Below are 16,185 nucleotides of genomic sequence, written 5' to 3' on the forward strand. Positions count from 1 at the left end.
GGTGGCGTTCGGTAGCGTTCCGGGCATGTCCGCGCCGCTGTTCCTGGTCGAGAGCCTGCCCACCGGATCGTCGTTCACGCTCGACGGGCCGGAGGGACATCATGCCGCCACCGTGCAGCGGCTGCGTGCCGGTGAGTCGCTGATCCTCGCCGACGGGCGTGGCGGCACCGCCCGCGCCGAGGTGACCGCGGTCGGGCGGGGCAGCGTCGACCTGACGATCCTCAGCGTCGCGGAGGAGCCGGCCGCCGATCCCCGTCTCGTCGTGGTGCAGGGCATCGCCAAGGGCGACCGGGGCGAGTTGGCCGTGCAGGCGATGACCGAGGTCGGCGTGGACGAGATCGTGCCGTGGGCGGCGTCGCGGTCGGTGGCCCAGTGGCGTGGTGACCGTGGGTTCAAGGCCCGCGACAAGTGGTCGGCGACCGCACGGGAGGCCGCCAAGCAGGCCCGGCGGTCGTGGCTGCCGGTCGTCGGCGGCGACCCGGACTGCTCGACCAGGCAGGTCGCGGACCGGCTGGCGGCTGCCGCGGCGGCGTTCGTGCTGCACGAGGAGGCCACCGAGCGGCTGACCGCGGCCGAGTTGCCGGCGTCCGGGGACGTGGTGCTGGTGGTCGGGCCGGAGGGCGGCATCAGCGATGCCGAATCGGAGGTGTTCCGTGGGGCCGGCGCGATCCCGGTGCGCCTCGGGCACGCGGTGCTGCGCACCTCGACCGCCGGCGTCGCGGCCCTCGCCGTCCTCGCCGCCCGTCTCGGCCGCTGGTGAGTTTCGGCTGGCTCTCACCGCTGCCTCCGGCGCGCTGAGACAGCGGTGGGAGCCAGCCGGGGGTTGGGCCCCGGCCAATAGGCCGGGGCTCGGCTTGAGGAGCGCGGCTGGGGCTCGGTTTGGGGAGTGCGGGCGGAGTTCGGCTTGAGGAGTGCGGGCGGGGTCCGGCTTGGGGAGTGCGGGCGGGGCCGGGTTGAGGAGTGCGGCGGGGTCAGGTGGGGCGGCGGGCCAGGGCGACGAAGGTGTGGACGGCGAAGTCGATCGTGCTGCCGTGAGCTTCGATGGCGGCGATGGTGTCGTCGATCACGGTCTCCCGGCGGGTGTCGTCGAGCATTCGGTACAGGGAGATCGAGTGCAGGTGGGCGCGGTACTCGGCGGGGCTGTAGGAGCGGAACCCGCGGTAGCGCAGCGTGCGCAGGTCGGTGAACAGCTCCTCGATACCGGCCAGGTCCGGCCACTCCTCGGCGAACGGGCGCGGGCGGTCGGGCACGTCGTCGACGTGCAGGGAGTGTGGTGACTGCTCACCGGTCAGGCCGTGCCGGGCGTCCACCGCGGCCAGGGCGGTGTACAGGTCACGGTCGGGGAGCAGGAAGACGTTCCAGAACGGGGCGAGCAGGCCCCCCGGGGTGAGAGCGGCGAGGGCCAGCGCGTTGCGGCGGGTGCGGTCGACCCAGTGCCAGGCCTGGCCACTGATCAGCAGGCGGTAGCCACGGTCGGGCGCCCACGCCTCGAACGTGGACTCGATCACCGGGACGCCCGGGACCGAACGGCGCAGCACGGCCGCCATCCGTGGGTCCGGCTCCAGGCACGTCAGGTCGACGTCGTGGGCGGCGAACAGCGCCGTCGCCTTGCCGGTGCCGGCGCCCACCTCCAGGACCGGCCCGGCTCCGGACAGCTCCAGCAGGTCGGTGACCAGCTCGGCCGGGTAGCCGGGACGGACCCGGTGGTACTGCTCGGCCAGCTCCCCGAAGACCTGCCCACGTTCGCGAGTCGTCATGGATGCCAACCTAGACGGGGCGGGACTCTCCGGTCCCGCCCCGAACGGCGGTCAGATCGTGATCTCGACGGAGCGGCGCGGGTCGTCGAGGGCGTGCGCGGCGATCACCGTGTAGGTGCCGGGGATCGTCTGCCAGCCGTCGTTCCACACCTGGAAGGCACGCTCGGGAATCGGGATGGTCACGGTGACGGACTCCCCGGGTTCGGCGTCCACCGTCCCGAAGCCGGCCAGCCAGCGTTCCGGCCGCTCCACCGGCGCCACCGGCGGTACGGCGCCCGGAGCCGGTGACCCGAGGTCCGACGGCAGGTGGTCGGCGCCGGGTGACAGGTAGACCTGCACGACCTCACGTCCCGCGCGCCAGCCGGTGTTCGTGACGGTCACCCGGACCTCGGATCCGGAGTGGGCCAGATGGTCGTACGACCAGTCGGTGTATCCGAGACCGTGACCGAAAGCGAACAGTGGCTCGGCCGCCTGCCGCAACCACCCGCGGTAGCCGATGAAGATGTCCTCGTCGTAACCGAGCGTGCCGTCCGAGGGACGGACCTCGAGAACCGGGCAGTCCTTCTCACTGCGCGGCCAGGTGGTCGGCAGCCGGCCACCCGGCTCCGCGACGCCGAGCAGCACATCGGCCAGCGCGGCGCCCGCCTCCTGGCCCGGGAACCAGGTGAGCAGCACCGCCGCCACCTCGTCCGACCAGGGCAGCAGCACCGGCGACCCGGCGTTGACCACGACGATCGTCCGCGGGTTCGCCGCCGCGACCCGGGCCACCAGCTCGTCCTGCCGGCCGGGCAGGGCCAGCGACGTACGGTCGAAGCCCTCGGACTCGACCTGCTCGGTGGTGCCCACCACGACCACCGCCACATCCGACCGGGCGGCCAGCTCGACCGCCTCGGCGATCAGCCCGTCGTCGTCCGGACCGGGGGCGCGGTGACCCAGCGTGGTGGAGACCGAGTGTGCCGCGCCCGCCTCGAAGGTCTGCCGGAGCAGCACCGGGACCGGCACACCGGCTTCCAGCGTGACCGGGAAGCGCTGCTCCCGCGGGTGCAGCAGCAGGTCGGCGCGGCCGGTGCCGGGCGGGTGCAGCGAGCCCTCGTAGAGCTTCTCTCCACCGACGATCAGCTCGAACGCACCGAACCCGGAGACCGCGAGGACGTGCTCGCCACCGGTCTCGGGGGTGATTTCGGTGCGCAGCTCCAGGGTGGTGATCCCGGCCACGTCGAGCCCGGCGGGCGGGTCGCCGATCCAGCGGATCGTCGCCGTCTCGACCGGGACCTCGTGATCCAGGACGACGAACCGGAACGGGGCCCAGTCCGGACCCTGCGCGGCCGGCAGGAACGGGCGCGGGTCGGCGCCGACCGCGTACGCCACGTCGACGCCGGGCAGGTCGTGGCGCAGGCCGTCGAGCGGCGAGATCACGTGCCGGGGGGTGACCTGGGCACTGCCGCCGCCGAGCACCCGGGCGTCGGTGGCCAGCGCGCCGATCACCGCGACCCGGGTCAGGTCGGCCGGGTCCAGCGGGAGGGCGGAGTCGACGTTGCGGGCCAGGACGAACGAGCCCACGGCCACGTCGTGCGCCACGTCGTCGCCGTCCTCGTCGAGGGGTACCGCCGGCAGGCCGTCCTCCTCCAGAGCGCCGGTCCGGGCGGCGAGGAGCAGCACCCGGCGTACCTTGTCGTCGATGACGTCCTCCGGGACCGCGCCGGACCGGACCGCCTCGACCAGCGCCGGGCCCCACGGGTTGTCCATCGCCGGCATGGCGATGTCGAGGCCGCCGAGCGCGGACGCCACCGTGTCGCGGGCCGCCCGCCAGTCGGAGACGACCACCCCGTCGAAGCCCCACTCACGCTTGAGGATCTCGTCCTGGATACGCCCGTTCGCGGCCATCGGCGCCCCGTTGACCCCGTTGTACGCGCTCATCACGCCCCACCCGCCGGCCGCGGCGACCCGCTCGAACGGGGCCAGGTACAGCTCGCGCAGCGCCCGTTCCGGGATCCGTACGTCCACGGTCATCCGCTCGGTCTCGAAGTCGTTGCCGACCAGGTGTTTCACCGTGGTGCCGACGTGGTGCTCCTGGACCCCCTCGACGAAGCCGACGGCGATCTCACCGGTCAGCAGCGGGTCCTCGGAATAGCACTCGAAGTGCCGGCCGCCCAGCGGGGTGCGGTGCAGGTTGACGGTCGGGCCGAGCAGCAGGTGCACGCCCTTGCGCCGGGACTCCTGGCCGAGCAGCCGGCCGGCCCGGCGGGCCAGGGCCACGTCCCAGGTCGCGGCGAGCGCGGTGGGGCTGGGCAGCGCGACCGACGGGTCGTCGGGGGTGTACCCGGTGCCGCGGACGCCGACCGGGCCGTCCGACATGACCAGCGAGCGCAGGCCGATCCGGGGGATCGCCGGCAGCGACCAGAAGTCCTGTCCGGTCAGCAGGGAGACCTTCTCCTCCAGGGTGAGTTGGCGGAGTAGGCCGTCGAGGTCGGGCATGAGAGCGCTCCCAGTGGTGTGTCGGAGGGTCCGACGACCATCTAAGCCCACCCCGGGACCATAAGATCCGTCAGGTGGAAAACTCCTGCCTGTTCTGCCGGATCGTGGCCGGCGAGATCCCCGCGACCATCGTGCACCGCACCGCGTCCACGGTCGCCTTCCGGGACATCGACCCCAAAGCGCCCACCCACGTCCTGGTGATCCCGGTCACCCACCACGCGAACGTGATCGAACTCGCCGCCGATCCGGCCGCGGCCGCCGACGTGCTGGCCGCCGCCGCGAAGGTCGCCGAGCTCGAGGGCCTGGACGAGGGCTTCCGGGTCATCTTCAACACCGGCGCGCACGGCGGCCAGGAGGTCTTCCACGTCCACGCGCACGTCGTCGGCGGCGCGCCGCTCGGCCCGATGCTGGCCCGGCAGTGAGCACACCCACCGCACGGTACGAACGGGCCGCCCGCCGGGCGCAGGCCGACGGCCGGATCCCGGCGCTCTCGGTCGCGCTGCACCGTGCCGACCGGGAGCCGTGGGTCTTCACCGTCGGCGACTCCGGCAACCCGGAGCACCCGCTCGGGCCGGACACCCGGTTCCGGATCGGCTCGGTCACCAAGACCCTCACCGCGGTGCTGGTCATGCAGGCCCGCGACGACGGTCTGCTCGACCTCGACCGGCCGGTCGCCGACCACCTCGACATACCGGCGCACGGGGACGCCACGATCCGGCGGCTGCTGTCGCACACCGCCGGTTTCCAGCGTGAGCCGTACGGCGACGTCTGGGACAGCCTGCTCGCCCCGGACGCCGGACGGATGCTCGCCGAACTGGACCGCGCCGAGCGGGTGCTGCCCAACGCCCGCCGCTTCCACTACTCCAACCTCGGCCTCGCCGTCCTCGGTCAGCTCGTCGCGAAACTGCGTGGCGGCACCTGGGCGGAGATCGTCGAGGAGCGGATCCTCGCCCCGCTCGGCCTGGCCGCCACCACGGTCGCCCGGCCCGACCGGGCCGCAATCGGATACCTGGTCGACGCGTACTCCGACGCCGCCCGGCCGGAACCCCCGGTCGACGTGGCCGGCCTCGCGCCCGCGGCCCAGATCTGGAGTACCGCCGGTGACATGGCGCGGTGGGCGGCGTTCCTGGCCGGCCCGGAGATCGTCGACCCGGCCGGGCGGGTGCTCGCCGCCACCACGCTCGACGAGATGCGCTGGCCGCTGACCACCACCGACGAGAACCTGTGGGCGCTCGGTTTCGGTCTCGGGCTGATGTTGGCCCCGGAGGGCAGACGGGTCATGCACGTCGGCCACGACGGGGCGATGCCGGGCTTCCTGGCCGGCGTGTACGGGCGTCGCGGCGGCGACGGCAACCCCGGTGCGCTCGGCTGCGCGGTGCTCGGCTCGTCCGGGACCGCCGGGCAGGTCAACGACCTGGTGCACGAACTGTTGCGCCTCACGGTCGAGTGGGACCCGGCGGAGATCCGGCCGTGGCGCCCGGCCCCGCCCGCGCCGGCCGCCTACCGCCCGGTGCTGGGGCGCTGGTGGAGCGAGGGGATGGAGTTCGTCTTCTCCTGGCACGACGGGCAGTTGCAGGCGCGCCTGGCCGAGGCGCCGGCGAGCCGCCCGCCGGCGATCTTCGAGCCGCTGCCGGACGAGGTGGACGTGCTGCGGACGGTCTCCGGGCGGGAGGCCGGCGAACTGTTGCGGCTGACCCGCGACGACCGCGGCGGGTTGGTTCGGATGCACTGGGCGACATACCGGTTCACCAGGGCGCAGGAGGCCTTCGACGGGGGCCGGGCGTCGGACGGGCCCGAGTAGCTCTTGCCCGGGCCGTCTCGGACGGCCGGCAATTCCGGATTGCGGGCCGTCTCGGACAGCGGGCCGTCTCGGAGGGCGGGCCGTCTTGGGCGGCGGGGCGCCTCGAACAGCGGACCGGCGATAATGGCATCGGCGTGCGGGCGGGCGAGCGGATAGGATGGCACGATCCTTGAGCGAGCCGCCCGACCCGGACGGCGATGAAGAAGAGAGCAGGTGGCGGAGGCCCTTCGGGCCACCCTATGACCGGTACGCCGAACGAATCCAGCACTGGCTCGACCAGCCCGGTGCGGGCGCAGACCAAGATCTCGGTGAATGATCCGAAGATCATGGTGAACCTGCTCGGCGCCAAGGACGAGATCCTCCGGCTCATCGAGCGCACCCTCGACAGTGACGTGCACGTCCGCGGCAACGAGATCACCATCACCGGCGATCCGGCCGAGAACGCGACCGCGGAGCGTCTCTTCTCCGAGCTGATCGAGCTCATCGAGAAGGGCGAGACGCTCAGCGTCGACGCCGTCCGCCGCACCCTCCGGATGCTTCAGGAGAACACCTCCGAGCGGCCGGCCGAGGTGCTCACCCTCAACATCCTGTCCCGGCGCGGGCGCACCATCCGGCCCAAGACGCTGGGGCAGAAACACTACGTCGACGCCATCGACAAGAACACGATCGTCTTCGGCATCGGCCCCGCCGGTACCGGTAAGACGTATCTGGCGATGGCCAAGGCCGTGCAGGCGCTTCAGGCCAAGCAGATCAACCGGATCATCCTGACCCGGCCGGCCGTCGAGGCGGGGGAGCGACTCGGCTTCCTGCCCGGCACGCTGACCGAGAAGATCGACCCGTATCTGCGGCCGCTCTACGACGCGCTGCACGACATGCTCGACCCGGAGACCATCCCGCGCCTCATGGCGGCCGGGACGATCGAGGTCGCGCCGCTGGCGTACATGCGTGGCCGTACTCTCAACGACGCCTTCATCATCCTGGACGAGGCACAGAACACCACGCCCGAGCAGATGAAGATGTTCCTGACCCGTCTCGGGTTCGGGGCGAAGATCGTGGTCACCGGCGACGTCACCCAGGTCGACCTGCCCGGCGGTACCACCAGCGGCCTCCGGATCGTGCGGGACATCCTGCGCGACGTCGAGGACGTCCACTTCGCGGAGCTGTCCAGCTCCGACGTGGTGCGGCACCGCCTGGTCGCCGAGATCGTCGACGCGTACGCCCGGTTCGACGCCGTGCAGGAGCAACAGGCAGCACAATCCGTCCACGCCGTGCCGGGCCGGGCCGCCAGCAGTGGCCGGGCCCCGGGCCGCCGGCGCTGATACGCAAGGGGTAATCGCACCACTATGTCCATCGAGATCGCCAACGAGTCGGGAGTCGAGGTCGACACCGACGCGATTCTCGCGGTTGCCCGGCACGCCCTCGACGAGATGGGGGTCAACCCGCTCGCCGAGTTGTCGATCCTGCTCGTCGACATCGATTACATGGCCGAGCTGAACCATCGGTGGATGGGCAGTGACGGCCCGACCGATGTGCTCGCGTTCCCGATGGACGAGGGCAGCGTCGACCACGGCCCGGGCGAGTCCGGGGCCGGTGAGCCGGCGCTGCTCGGCGACATCGTGCTGTCGCCGGAGGTGGCCGCCAAGCAGGCGACCGTCGCCGGTCACGCCGCCGCCGACGAGCTGCACCTGCTCACCGTGCACGGCGCGCTGCACCTGCTCGGCTACGACCATGCCGAGCCGGAGGAGGAGCGGGAGATGTTCGCTCTACAGAACAAGCTTCTGCACAGCTGGCGTGCCGGACGCAAAGCCGGCTGATCATGGACCCCGCCTCGGTCGGCCTCCCGGATCTGCAACTGATCATCCTCGCGGTCCTGCTGGTGCTGCTCGCCGGCCTGGCCTCGATGACGGATGCCGCGCTGGCGACCGTCTCCCACGCCCGGGCCACCGAACTGGACCGGGAGGGGAAACGGGGTGCCGCCGCGCTGGCCGCGGTCGCCTCCGACGTGGTGCGCTACGTCAACCTGCTGCTCCTGCTGCGGCTGCTCTGCGAGCTGACCGCCACCACGCTGGTGGCGCTGGTGGCGGTCGACACGTGGGGCGTCGGATGGCAGGCCGCCCTGGTGTCGGCGGGCGCGATGACGCTGGTCAGCTTCGTCGTGGTGGGGGTGGCCCCGCGGACCCTGGGGCGCCAGCACGCGTACGCGGTGGGCCGCGCGACCGCCCCGCTGGTGCGCTGGCTGGGCAAGGTCCTCAACCCGCTGGCCAAGCTGCTGATCCTGATCGGTAACGCGGTCACCCCGGGCAAGGGGTTCCCGGAGGGCCCGTTCGGTAGCCAGGTGGAACTGCGTGAGCTGGTCGACCTGGCCGAGCAGCGGGGCGTGGTGGAGCACGGCGAACGCGAGATGATCCACTCGGTGTTCACTCTCGGTGACACGATCGCCCGCGAGGTGATGGTGCCGCGCACCGAGATGGTGTGGATCGAGGCGCCGAAGACCCTGCAGCAGGCGCTCTACCTCTTCCTGCGGTCCGGGTTCTCCCGGATCCCGGTGATCGGCGAGAGCGTCGACGACGTGCTGGGGGTGCTCTACCTCAAGGACGTGATCCGGCGCACGCAGAACGGCGACCCGGCCGCCACCGGGCAGGCCGTGGCCGACGCGATGCGCCCGGCGAACTTCGTGCCCGAGTCGAAACCGGTCGACGACCTGCTCTCCGAGATGCAGGCCGCCCGCAATCACCTGGTCATCGTGGTCGACGAGTACGGTGGCACCGCCGGCCTGGTCACCATCGAGGACATCCTCGAGGAGATCGTCGGCGAGATCACCGACGAGTACGACGTCGAACGCCCGCCCATCGAGCACCTCGACGACGGGGCCGTCCGGGTCGCCGCGCGCCTCCCGATCGAGGACCTCGGCGACGTGTTCGGTGTCGAGCTGCCCGCCGAAGAGGTCGAGACGGTCAGTGGCCTGCTCGCGCAGACCCTGGGCCGAGTGCCGATCCCCGGTGCGAAAGCCGAGGTCAGGGGCCTGCACCTGACCGCCGAGGGCACCACCGGCCGACGGAACCGGATCGACTCGGTGCTGGTGCGCCGGATCGGCCCGGAGCCGGGGGCCGAGCAGGACGATGAGAACGTTGCCGAGAACGAGGAAAGACAACCTGCCGATGCCTGATCAGATCGTTGCCGACGATGCGCTGAGCGCCGAGGACACCAAACTGGTGACCCTTGCGCGCCATTCCCGTACCCGGGTGGGTGCGGCCGAGGGCGCGGCGGTGCGCGACCAGGACGGCCGCACCTACGCGGCCGCTTCGGTGAATCTCACCAGCCTCACGCTGACTGCGCTGCAACTCGCCGTGGCGCAGGCGGTGTCCGCCGGGGCCACGAAGCTGGAGGCCGCCGCGGTCGTCACCGAGGCCGCCGAGCTGGAGAGCGCCGGCCTCGCGGCGGTCCGTGACCTCGCGGCCGACGCGCCGGTGCACCTGGCCGGCCCGGACGGCTCGCTGTCCGGCACGGTCGTCCTGTGATGGCCGGGGAGAAGCGGGAGCGGCGTCCGGCTGCGGGTTCGCAGCGTCCGGCTTCGGGTTCGCAGCGGTCGGCGGCGAGCTCGCAGCATTCGGGTGCGGGTTCGCCGCGGCCGGCTGCGGGGGAGACGCGGCCCGCCCAGGGTGAGCGGCGTCTCACCGCCGGGGAGCGCAATGAGCTGCGGCGGCAGGAGCGGCGGGCGGCCCGGCGGGCCGAGGAGCAGGGCGGCGAGCAGCGTGGGCGCAAACCCGGCGGGTCCGCCGGGGGCAGCGCTCCGGGCCTCTCCGGTACGCGTAAAGCCGGCTCTGCCGACGGTCCGGGTGCGAAGGCGCCCCGTGCGGGCGGTGCTGCGGCCGGCCGTGGTGGCGGTGCCGGTCAGGGTTCGAAGTCGTTCCGTGGGGGCGGTGCCGTGGCCGGCCGGAGCGCTGGTGCCGCGGCTGGTCAGAGCACGAAGGCGCCCCGTGGAGACGGTGCTCCGGCCGGGCCTACGGGTAAGGCCGGGATCGCCGCCGGCTCCCGGGGACCGGCTGCTGTTCCTGGTGACGGCGACGTGCGTACCGGCAAAGGGTTCGCAAGGAAGAAGCACCGGCACAAGGCCGCGAGTGCCGTCGCACCGCAAGACGACGTCTACCGTGCGGGTTTCGCCTGTTTCGTCGGTCGGCCGAATGCCGGCAAGTCGACCCTGACCAACGCCATCGTCGGGCAGAAGATCGCGATCACCTCGAACAAGCCGCAGACCACCCGGCACGTGATCCGCGGCATCCTGCACCGGCCGGACGCGCAGCTCGTGCTGGTCGACACGCCGGGTCTGCACCGCCCCCGGACCCTGCTCGGCGAGCGTCTGAACGACCTGGTCCGTGAGGTGTGGAGCGAGGTCGACGTGATCGGCGTGTGCTTCCCGGCGGACGAGCCGATCGGGCGCGGCGACCGGTTCATCTCGTCGGAGGTCAGTGCGCTCAAGGCCAAGGTCATCGCCGTGGTGACCAAGGTGGACCTGGTCGACCCGCAGACTCTGGCGCAGCGGCTGCTCGCCGTCGCCGAGCTGTACGACTTCGCGGAGATCATCCCGGTCAGCGCGGTCTCCGGGCACCAGGTGGAGAACCTGACCGATGCGATGATCCGGCACATGCCGGAGTCGCCGCAGCTCTACCCGGACGATGTGCTCACCGACGAGCCCGAGCAGGTGCTGATCGGCGAGCTGATCCGGGAGGCGGCGCTGGAGGGCGTCCGTGACGAGCTGCCGCACTCGATCGCCGTGCTCGTCGAGGAGATGCTGGTGGAGGGCAACCTCACCCGGATCTTCGCGGACATCTACGTCGAGCGCGACAGTCAGAAGTCGATCGTGATCGGATCCCGCGGCACCCGGCTCAAAGAGGTCGGCACGAAGGCCCGCGCGGAGATCGAACAGCTGCTCGGCCGGCGGATCTACCTGGACCTCCACGTTCGAGTGGCGAAGGAATGGCAGCGGGATCCCAAACAGCTGCGTAAGCTCGGTTTCTGATCGAAACGTGGACATTTGCTGACTATGGTGAACTTCACCATAGTTTGCACAGGTTACCGGGGCACGGGTAACACCTTGGGCCATGCGAAACCGGTACCTGGACCTGCTGCGTGCCGTGGCCACCGTCCGGGTTGTGATCTATCACGTCACGGGGTGGGCCGCGTTCACCGTGGTTCTCCCCGCGATGTCGGTCATGTTCGCACTGGCGGGGTCGCTCATGGCGGCCTCGCTGGACCGGTTCGGGGTGTGGGCGGTCGAGCGCCGGATCCGCCGCCTGCTGCCGTCGCTGTGGGTGCTCGCCGCGATCGCGGTCGCCGCGATGCTGGCCACCGGCACCTCCACCTGGAACACGATGCTCCTGCTCTGGGGCTTCCCGATCGACACGCCGGAGGCGACCGGCTGGTGGGTCCAGGGCCTCAGCCACACCTGGTATCTGCGTGACTTCCTCTGGATGGTGCTGCTCTCCCCGCTGGTGCTGCCGGTCTACCGCCGGTTCCCGCTGGCGACGATCGTCACGCCGTACCTCGTCCTGATCGTGATCACGGTGGCCGGGCTGACCGTGCCGCCGGTGGCGCAGAGCCTCGCCCTCTACGGCGGGGCGTGGCTGCTCGGTTTCGCCCACCACGACGGCCACCTGGAACGGCTCGGCCGCCGGCGGCTGCTCGGTATCGCCGCGGCCGTCGCCGTCGCGGCCGTCGCCTGGATCGCCGCCCACCCCGGCCCACGCGGGTGGGACCTCAACGACATCCCGCTCGGCAACGCCCTCTGGTCGGCCGCGTTCATCCTGATCGCGCTCGGCTGCGTCCGGCCGGTGATCGGCGGGAACCGGGTCCTGACCGTGCTCAACGCACGCGCTCTCACGATCTATCTGTGGCACGTGCCGGTGGTCGTGGCGGTCACCCACTTCGGTGAGCGGCACGGTCTGCCGATCGTCGGCTGGGTCGGCATCAGCTGGCGCCTCACCGTCGTCGCCGTCCTCCTGGCCTGCCTGATCGTCGCCGTCGGCTGGATCGAGGACGTGGCCGCCGGCCGGCCCCCGGTGCTGCTGCCCGGCCGGCGGATCCCCGTCCCCGTCTCACCGGCACCGGCCGGTCGGCGCGAGCCGGAACCGGCCGTCAGCCTCCGCTGACTCGCAGGTCACCGCTGCCGGCCCGCAACTCCAGCACCTTGTCCGACGTCGGGTTGTCGGTGATCCCGAAGATCTCCTGCTCGCCCGAGCCGGTCACGGCGCGCACCCGATAGTCCCCGGCGGGCACCATCAGGTTGACGTCACCGCTGCTCACCGTGGCGGTCACCGACGCCGCCGCGGACAGCTTGAGATCGATGTCGCCGTTGGTCGTCCGGGCGGTCACCGGGCCGGCCACGTCCAGCACGGAGAGATCGCCGGAGTGCGACTCGACACTCACCTCGGTGCCGCCGATCACGTTGAGATCACCCGAGGTCGTCCGCACCTTGACCGGGCCGGTGCCGTTCTCCACCATCACGCCGCCGGACGTCAGTCTCAGATCCACCGGGCCGGTCCCGCGCAGCATCACGTCGCCGGAGCGCAGCTCGCCCTTGACCGCCGCACCGGGCGGTGCGGTGATCACGAAGTCGACCCGGCAGTCACGGCCGCACTCGCTGTCCAGCGTCAGCACGCCACCGGCCAGCTGGTAGGAGCCGCCCGGATCGGTGCCACCGTAGATCACCCGGCGGATGTGGGTCTCGGTTGCCGAGGCGTCCGTCTCCACCGTGACGTTGCCGGCGTCACCGCTCAGCACGATCTCAGTGATCTTGGTCTTCTCGACGTCGTCGAAGGTCATCCGAGCGCCCACCACGCCGTCACAGCCGGCCAGGGCGCCGACCGAGACGGCGGCGAGGATCAGGGCAACTCTGCGGGTCATGCACTGACGCTATTTCTGCTTTTTTCGTTTAGCCATCGGTCCCGTCCCCTAGACGACCCTGAGATCCGGGTCAGGGTCTGTCGTAGGCAGGGGGCAGAATGGCGGGGTGCCCGCCGGATACCGCCGCCAGCTCTACCGCGACGACGCGGTGGTCCTGCGTGTGCAGAAACTCGGCGAGAGCGACCGGATCGTCACCCTGCTGACCCGCCGTCACGGCCGGTTGCGCGCCGTCGCCCGGGGCGTGCGCCGCACCTCGTCCCGGTTCGGCGCCCGGCTCGAACCGTTCGGGCACATCGACCTGCAACTGGCCGGCTCCCCCGAGGGCCTGGGCAGCTCGCTGCACTCGGTCAGCCAGGTCGAGGCGGTCACCCTCTACGGTAAGAACCTGCTCACCGACTACCCGCGCTACACCGCCGCCAGCGCGATCTGCGAGACCGCCGAGCGGCTCACCCCGGTCGAGCGGGAGCCCGCGCTGCGGCTCTTCCAGCTCACCCTCGGCGCGCTCAAGGCCCTCTCCACCGCTGAGCACTCGGGCAGCCTGGTGCTCGACGCCTACCTGCTGCGCGCGATGGCGGTCGCCGGGTGGGCCCCGGCGATCGTCGAGTGCGCGGTCTGCGGCACTCCCGGACGGCACGCGGCGTTCTCGGTGCCGGCCGGAGGCGCAGTCTGCCCCGACTGCCGGCCACCCGGCTCCGCACACCCCAGCCCGGACACTCTCGGCCTGATGTCCGCCCTCACCTCCGGCGACTGGACGATCGCGGACGCGTCCGCGCCGTCGGTGCGCCGCGAGTGCAGCGGACTGGTCGCGGCCCACCTGCAATGGCACATGGAGCGGGCGCTGCGCTCGCTCCCGCTTGTCGATCGACGGGAGTTGAACCCTTGAGCCCGCGTCCGCCCACCCCTCACATCTCCGGTGCCCGGCCACCCCGGCTGCCGTCGGCGGCCCTGCCGAAACACGTGGCCATCGTCATGGACGGCAACGGCCGCTGGGCCAAGGAGCGCGGGCTGTCCCGGACCAAGGGGCACGAGCAGGGGGAGCACTCGCTCTTCGACACCATCGAGGGCGCCATCGAGATCGGTATCCCGTACCTGTCGGCCTACGCGTTCTCCACCGAGAACTGGAAGCGCTCGCCCGAGGAGGTGCGCTTCCTGATGGGCTTCAACCGCGACGTCATCCGCCGCCGCCGCGACCAGCTCGTCGACCTCGGCGTGCGGGTCGTCTGGTCCGGGCGGGCCGGGCGGCTGTGGAAGAGCGTCATCTCCGAGTTGCAGACCGCCGAGGAGATGAGCCGGCACAACACCAAGCTGACGCTGCAGTTCTGCGTCAACTACGGCGGTCAGGCCGAGATCGCCGATGCGACCGCGGCCATCGCACGGGACGTCGTGGCCGGCAAGCTCAAGGCCGACAGGATCACCGAGAAGACCATCGCGAAATACCTGTACCACCCGGAGATCCCCGAGGTGGACATGTTCCTGCGGCCGTCCGGCGAGCAGCGTACGTCGAACTTCCTGCTCTGGCAGTCGGCGTACGCGGAGATGGTCTACCTGGACACGCTCTGGCCCGACTTCGACCGCCGCCACCTGTGGTATGCGTGTGAGCTGTTCGCCCAGCGTGACCGGCGTTTCGGCGGTGCCCTGCCGAACCCGGTCAGCCCCACGTGACCGGTGTCCGGCACCTCTGGATCGCCCGGCACGCCGAGGCCACCGCTGACCAGTCCGGGCTGAGCGCGGCCGGCGAGCGGCAGGCCGCCCTCCTCGGTGAACGGCTCAGCGGGGTGCCTCTCGCGACGATCAGTCACAGCCCGCTGCCACGGGCGGTGCGGACCGCCGCGATCGTGTCGGCTCACCTGCCGGGGGTGCCGGTCCAGGTCGCCGAGGAGCTCGACGACCGCTTCCCGACCGACGAGCCGGCCGCCTCCGCCGCGATGATCACCCGCTTCACCGGCCCGTCGGTGGCGGAGACCCATGAGCTGGTGATCACGCACGCGTTCCAGGTGGCGTGGTTCCTCCGGGACGCGCTGGAGACACCGGAGTCACGATGGCGCGACGTCATCCCGGCCAACACCGGGCTCACCGTGATCCGGTATTTCCCCGGCGGGCGTACCCGGGTGATCGTCTTCAACGACCTGTCCCACCTGCCCGGGCAACTCCGGTGGACCGGCTCGCCACCGGAACTCAGGTTGTAAGGGTCTTCACGCTTCTGATCGCAGCGTCCAGGTCGCTCAGGTCCGGTAGCACCACATGCGCGCCCGCGGCGGCCAGGTCCGGTGCCGCGGTCGCGCCCGTCGCGACCGCGATCGCCACCGCGTCGTTCGCCAGCGCCGCCGTCACATCGTGCACCGTGTCGCCGATCACCACCGGCGCGAAATCCTCGCGGTACTTGGCGCGGGCCCGCTCCATGCAGCGGCGCACCAGCGTGGCCCGCACGCTGTCGTCGGTGCCGTAACCGCCGATCTCCGCGTCGAACGAGCCGTCCAGGCCGAACGCCGCCACCTTGATCGCGGCCACCTCCGGCACGTTGCCCGTCACCAGCGTCTGCACCACCTGCGGGTCGTCACCCAGGCGGGCCAGCACCGCACGGACCCCCGGCATCAACTGCCCCTGCACCGTGAACTCGTGCCTGATCTCGTGCACCGCCTCGACATAACGGGCGAAGAACCGCTCGTGCGTGCAGTCGGTCACCCCGTGCGAGGCGAACACCTCGGTGCAGATGTCCGTGTCGGTGCGCCCGCCGAAGACCGGCGTGTCCCGCCAGGCCACCCCGGTCAGCTCGGTGAACGCGGCCCGCCAGGCCTTGGCGGCGACCCCGCCGCCGCGCAGCAGGGTGTAGTCGATGTCCCACATCACCAGCCGTCTCACTGGCCGAGCACCCGCTCGATGTGCTCGACCTTGGCGGTCAGCGCGCCGGTGACACCCGGCCGGACATCCGCCTTCAACGAGAGACTGACCCGAGGCGAGACCTTCGCGACGGCGTCGACGGCCTGTCTGACCACGGCCATCACCTCGTCCCACTCGCCCTCGATCGTGGTGAACATGGCATCGGTCCGGTTCGGGAGCCCGGAGGCCCGGACCACGCGGACCGCCTCGGCGACGGCGTCCCCGACGGACTCACCGGCCCCGATGGGCGTGACGGAGAAGGCAACCAGCATGCCCCCATCCTCCCAGCCGGTTGCCGCTTGAGTCGATCAATACTGGCGACTAGTCTGGATAGGCGACCAGATGGCGTCCGACTAGTTGTTTAAGCTGAGGGAG

At 71.5% G+C, this 16,185-nt stretch carries 17 protein-coding genes; 12 read left to right on the forward strand and 5 right to left on the reverse strand.

Translation table 11 applies throughout. From position 1 onward, the window contains the following. Nucleotides 1–25 precede the first annotated feature (25 nt). On the forward strand, nucleotides 26–760 hold the full coding sequence (locus BC793_RS10100; RefSeq protein ID WP_109591623.1) for a 16S rRNA (uracil(1498)-N(3))-methyltransferase: 735 nt from the start codon (nucleotides 26–28) through the stop codon (nucleotides 758–760). 211 nt (nucleotides 761–971) lie between these two features. Here BC793_RS10100 and BC793_RS10105 read toward each other — a convergent pair whose 3' ends face one another. Continuing rightward, on the reverse strand, nucleotides 972–1,757 hold the full coding sequence (locus BC793_RS10105; RefSeq protein ID WP_109591625.1) for a class I SAM-dependent methyltransferase: 786 nt from the start codon (nucleotides 1,755–1,757) through the stop codon (nucleotides 972–974). Nucleotides 1,758–1,808: 51 nt separating this feature from the next. Next, entirely contained in the window at nucleotides 1,809–4,232 is a 2,424-nt protein-coding gene (locus BC793_RS10110; protein ID WP_109591627.1) for a beta-glucosidase, read from the reverse strand. A 74-nt stretch (nucleotides 4,233–4,306) separates the two neighbouring features. Here BC793_RS10110 and BC793_RS10115 point away from each other — a divergent pair, with 74 nt between their 5' ends. From BC793_RS10115 to BC793_RS10155, 8 genes are all read left to right on the forward strand, one after another. Then, nucleotides 4,307–4,654 carry an HIT domain-containing protein gene (locus tag BC793_RS10115; RefSeq protein ID WP_109591628.1) on the forward strand — a complete coding sequence of 116 codons (348 nt, stop codon included), beginning with the start codon at nucleotides 4,307–4,309 and terminating at the stop codon, nucleotides 4,652–4,654. Beyond that, a complete protein-coding gene (locus tag BC793_RS10120; protein WP_109591630.1) occupies nucleotides 4,651–6,033 on the forward strand; it encodes a serine hydrolase domain-containing protein in 1,383 nt (460 codons plus the stop codon). Before BC793_RS10115 ends, BC793_RS10120 begins: the two co-directional genes overlap by 4 nt. 239 nt (nucleotides 6,034–6,272) lie before the next feature. Next, the gene (locus tag BC793_RS10125; RefSeq protein ID WP_203896104.1) at nucleotides 6,273–7,352 is read left to right on the forward strand and encodes a PhoH family protein; all 1,080 of its coding nucleotides are present in this window, start codon (nucleotides 6,273–6,275) and stop codon (nucleotides 7,350–7,352) included. A gap of 24 nt (nucleotides 7,353–7,376) precedes the next feature. Then, nucleotides 7,377–7,847 carry an rRNA maturation RNase YbeY gene (ybeY, locus tag BC793_RS10130; protein WP_109591632.1) on the forward strand — a complete coding sequence of 157 codons (471 nt, stop codon included), beginning with the start codon at nucleotides 7,377–7,379 and terminating at the stop codon, nucleotides 7,845–7,847. Nucleotides 7,848–7,849: 2 nt separating this feature from the next. Then, on the forward strand, nucleotides 7,850–9,199 hold the full coding sequence (locus BC793_RS10135) for a hemolysin family protein (RefSeq protein ID WP_109591634.1): 1,350 nt from the start codon (nucleotides 7,850–7,852) through the stop codon (nucleotides 9,197–9,199). Further along, the gene (locus BC793_RS10140; RefSeq protein WP_109591636.1) at nucleotides 9,192–9,551 is read left to right on the forward strand and encodes a cytidine/deoxycytidylate deaminase family protein; all 360 of its coding nucleotides are present in this window, start codon (nucleotides 9,192–9,194) and stop codon (nucleotides 9,549–9,551) included. The genes BC793_RS10135 and BC793_RS10140 overlap by 8 nt, the downstream gene beginning before the upstream one ends. Nucleotides 9,552–10,099: 548 nt before the next feature. Continuing rightward, entirely contained in the window at nucleotides 10,100–11,050 is a 951-nt protein-coding gene (gene era, locus BC793_RS10150; protein WP_109591640.1) for a GTPase Era, read from the forward strand. An 82-nt stretch (nucleotides 11,051–11,132) separates the two neighbouring features. After that, nucleotides 11,133–12,179 (forward strand): acyltransferase family protein, encoded by a 1,047-nt coding sequence (locus BC793_RS10155; RefSeq protein WP_109591642.1) that lies wholly within the window; start codon nucleotides 11,133–11,135, stop codon nucleotides 12,177–12,179. On the opposite strand, the gene BC793_RS10160 is transcribed toward BC793_RS10155, so the two are convergent. Continuing rightward, entirely contained in the window at nucleotides 12,166–12,933 is a 768-nt protein-coding gene (locus BC793_RS10160; protein ID WP_109591644.1) for a DUF4097 family beta strand repeat-containing protein, read from the reverse strand. The genes BC793_RS10155 and BC793_RS10160 overlap by 14 nt on opposite strands. Nucleotides 12,934–13,039: 106 nt before the next feature. On the opposite strand from BC793_RS10160, the gene recO reads away from it, so the two are divergent. The 3 genes from recO to BC793_RS10175 are packed head-to-tail and all read left to right on the forward strand — an operon-like array spanning nucleotide 13,040 to nucleotide 15,119. Next, a complete protein-coding gene (gene recO / locus BC793_RS10165) occupies nucleotides 13,040–13,816 on the forward strand; it encodes a DNA repair protein RecO (RefSeq protein WP_109591646.1) in 777 nt (258 codons plus the stop codon). Continuing rightward, nucleotides 13,813–14,595, forward strand: a complete 783-nt coding sequence (locus BC793_RS10170; protein WP_109591648.1) for an isoprenyl transferase — start codon at nucleotides 13,813–13,815, stop codon at nucleotides 14,593–14,595. The genes recO and BC793_RS10170 overlap by 4 nt, the downstream gene beginning before the upstream one ends. Next, nucleotides 14,592–15,119, forward strand: a complete 528-nt coding sequence (locus tag BC793_RS10175) for a histidine phosphatase family protein (RefSeq protein WP_109591650.1) — start codon at nucleotides 14,592–14,594, stop codon at nucleotides 15,117–15,119. Before BC793_RS10170 ends, BC793_RS10175 begins: the two co-directional genes overlap by 4 nt. Here the strand turns inward: BC793_RS10175 and BC793_RS10180 are convergent. Both BC793_RS10180 and BC793_RS10185 read right to left on the reverse strand, forming a co-directional pair. After that, a complete protein-coding gene (locus tag BC793_RS10180) occupies nucleotides 15,109–15,792 on the reverse strand; it encodes an HAD family hydrolase (RefSeq protein ID WP_239169839.1) in 684 nt (227 codons plus the stop codon). The genes BC793_RS10175 and BC793_RS10180 overlap by 11 nt on opposite strands. After that, a complete protein-coding gene (locus BC793_RS10185; protein WP_109591651.1) occupies nucleotides 15,789–16,082 on the reverse strand; it encodes an MTH1187 family thiamine-binding protein in 294 nt (97 codons plus the stop codon). The genes BC793_RS10180 and BC793_RS10185 overlap by 4 nt, the downstream gene beginning before the upstream one ends. Nucleotides 16,083–16,185 lie beyond the last annotated feature (103 nt).

The organism is Actinoplanes xinjiangensis (assembly GCF_003148685.1).
Classification (GTDB): domain Bacteria; phylum Actinomycetota; class Actinomycetes; order Mycobacteriales; family Micromonosporaceae; genus Actinoplanes; species Actinoplanes xinjiangensis.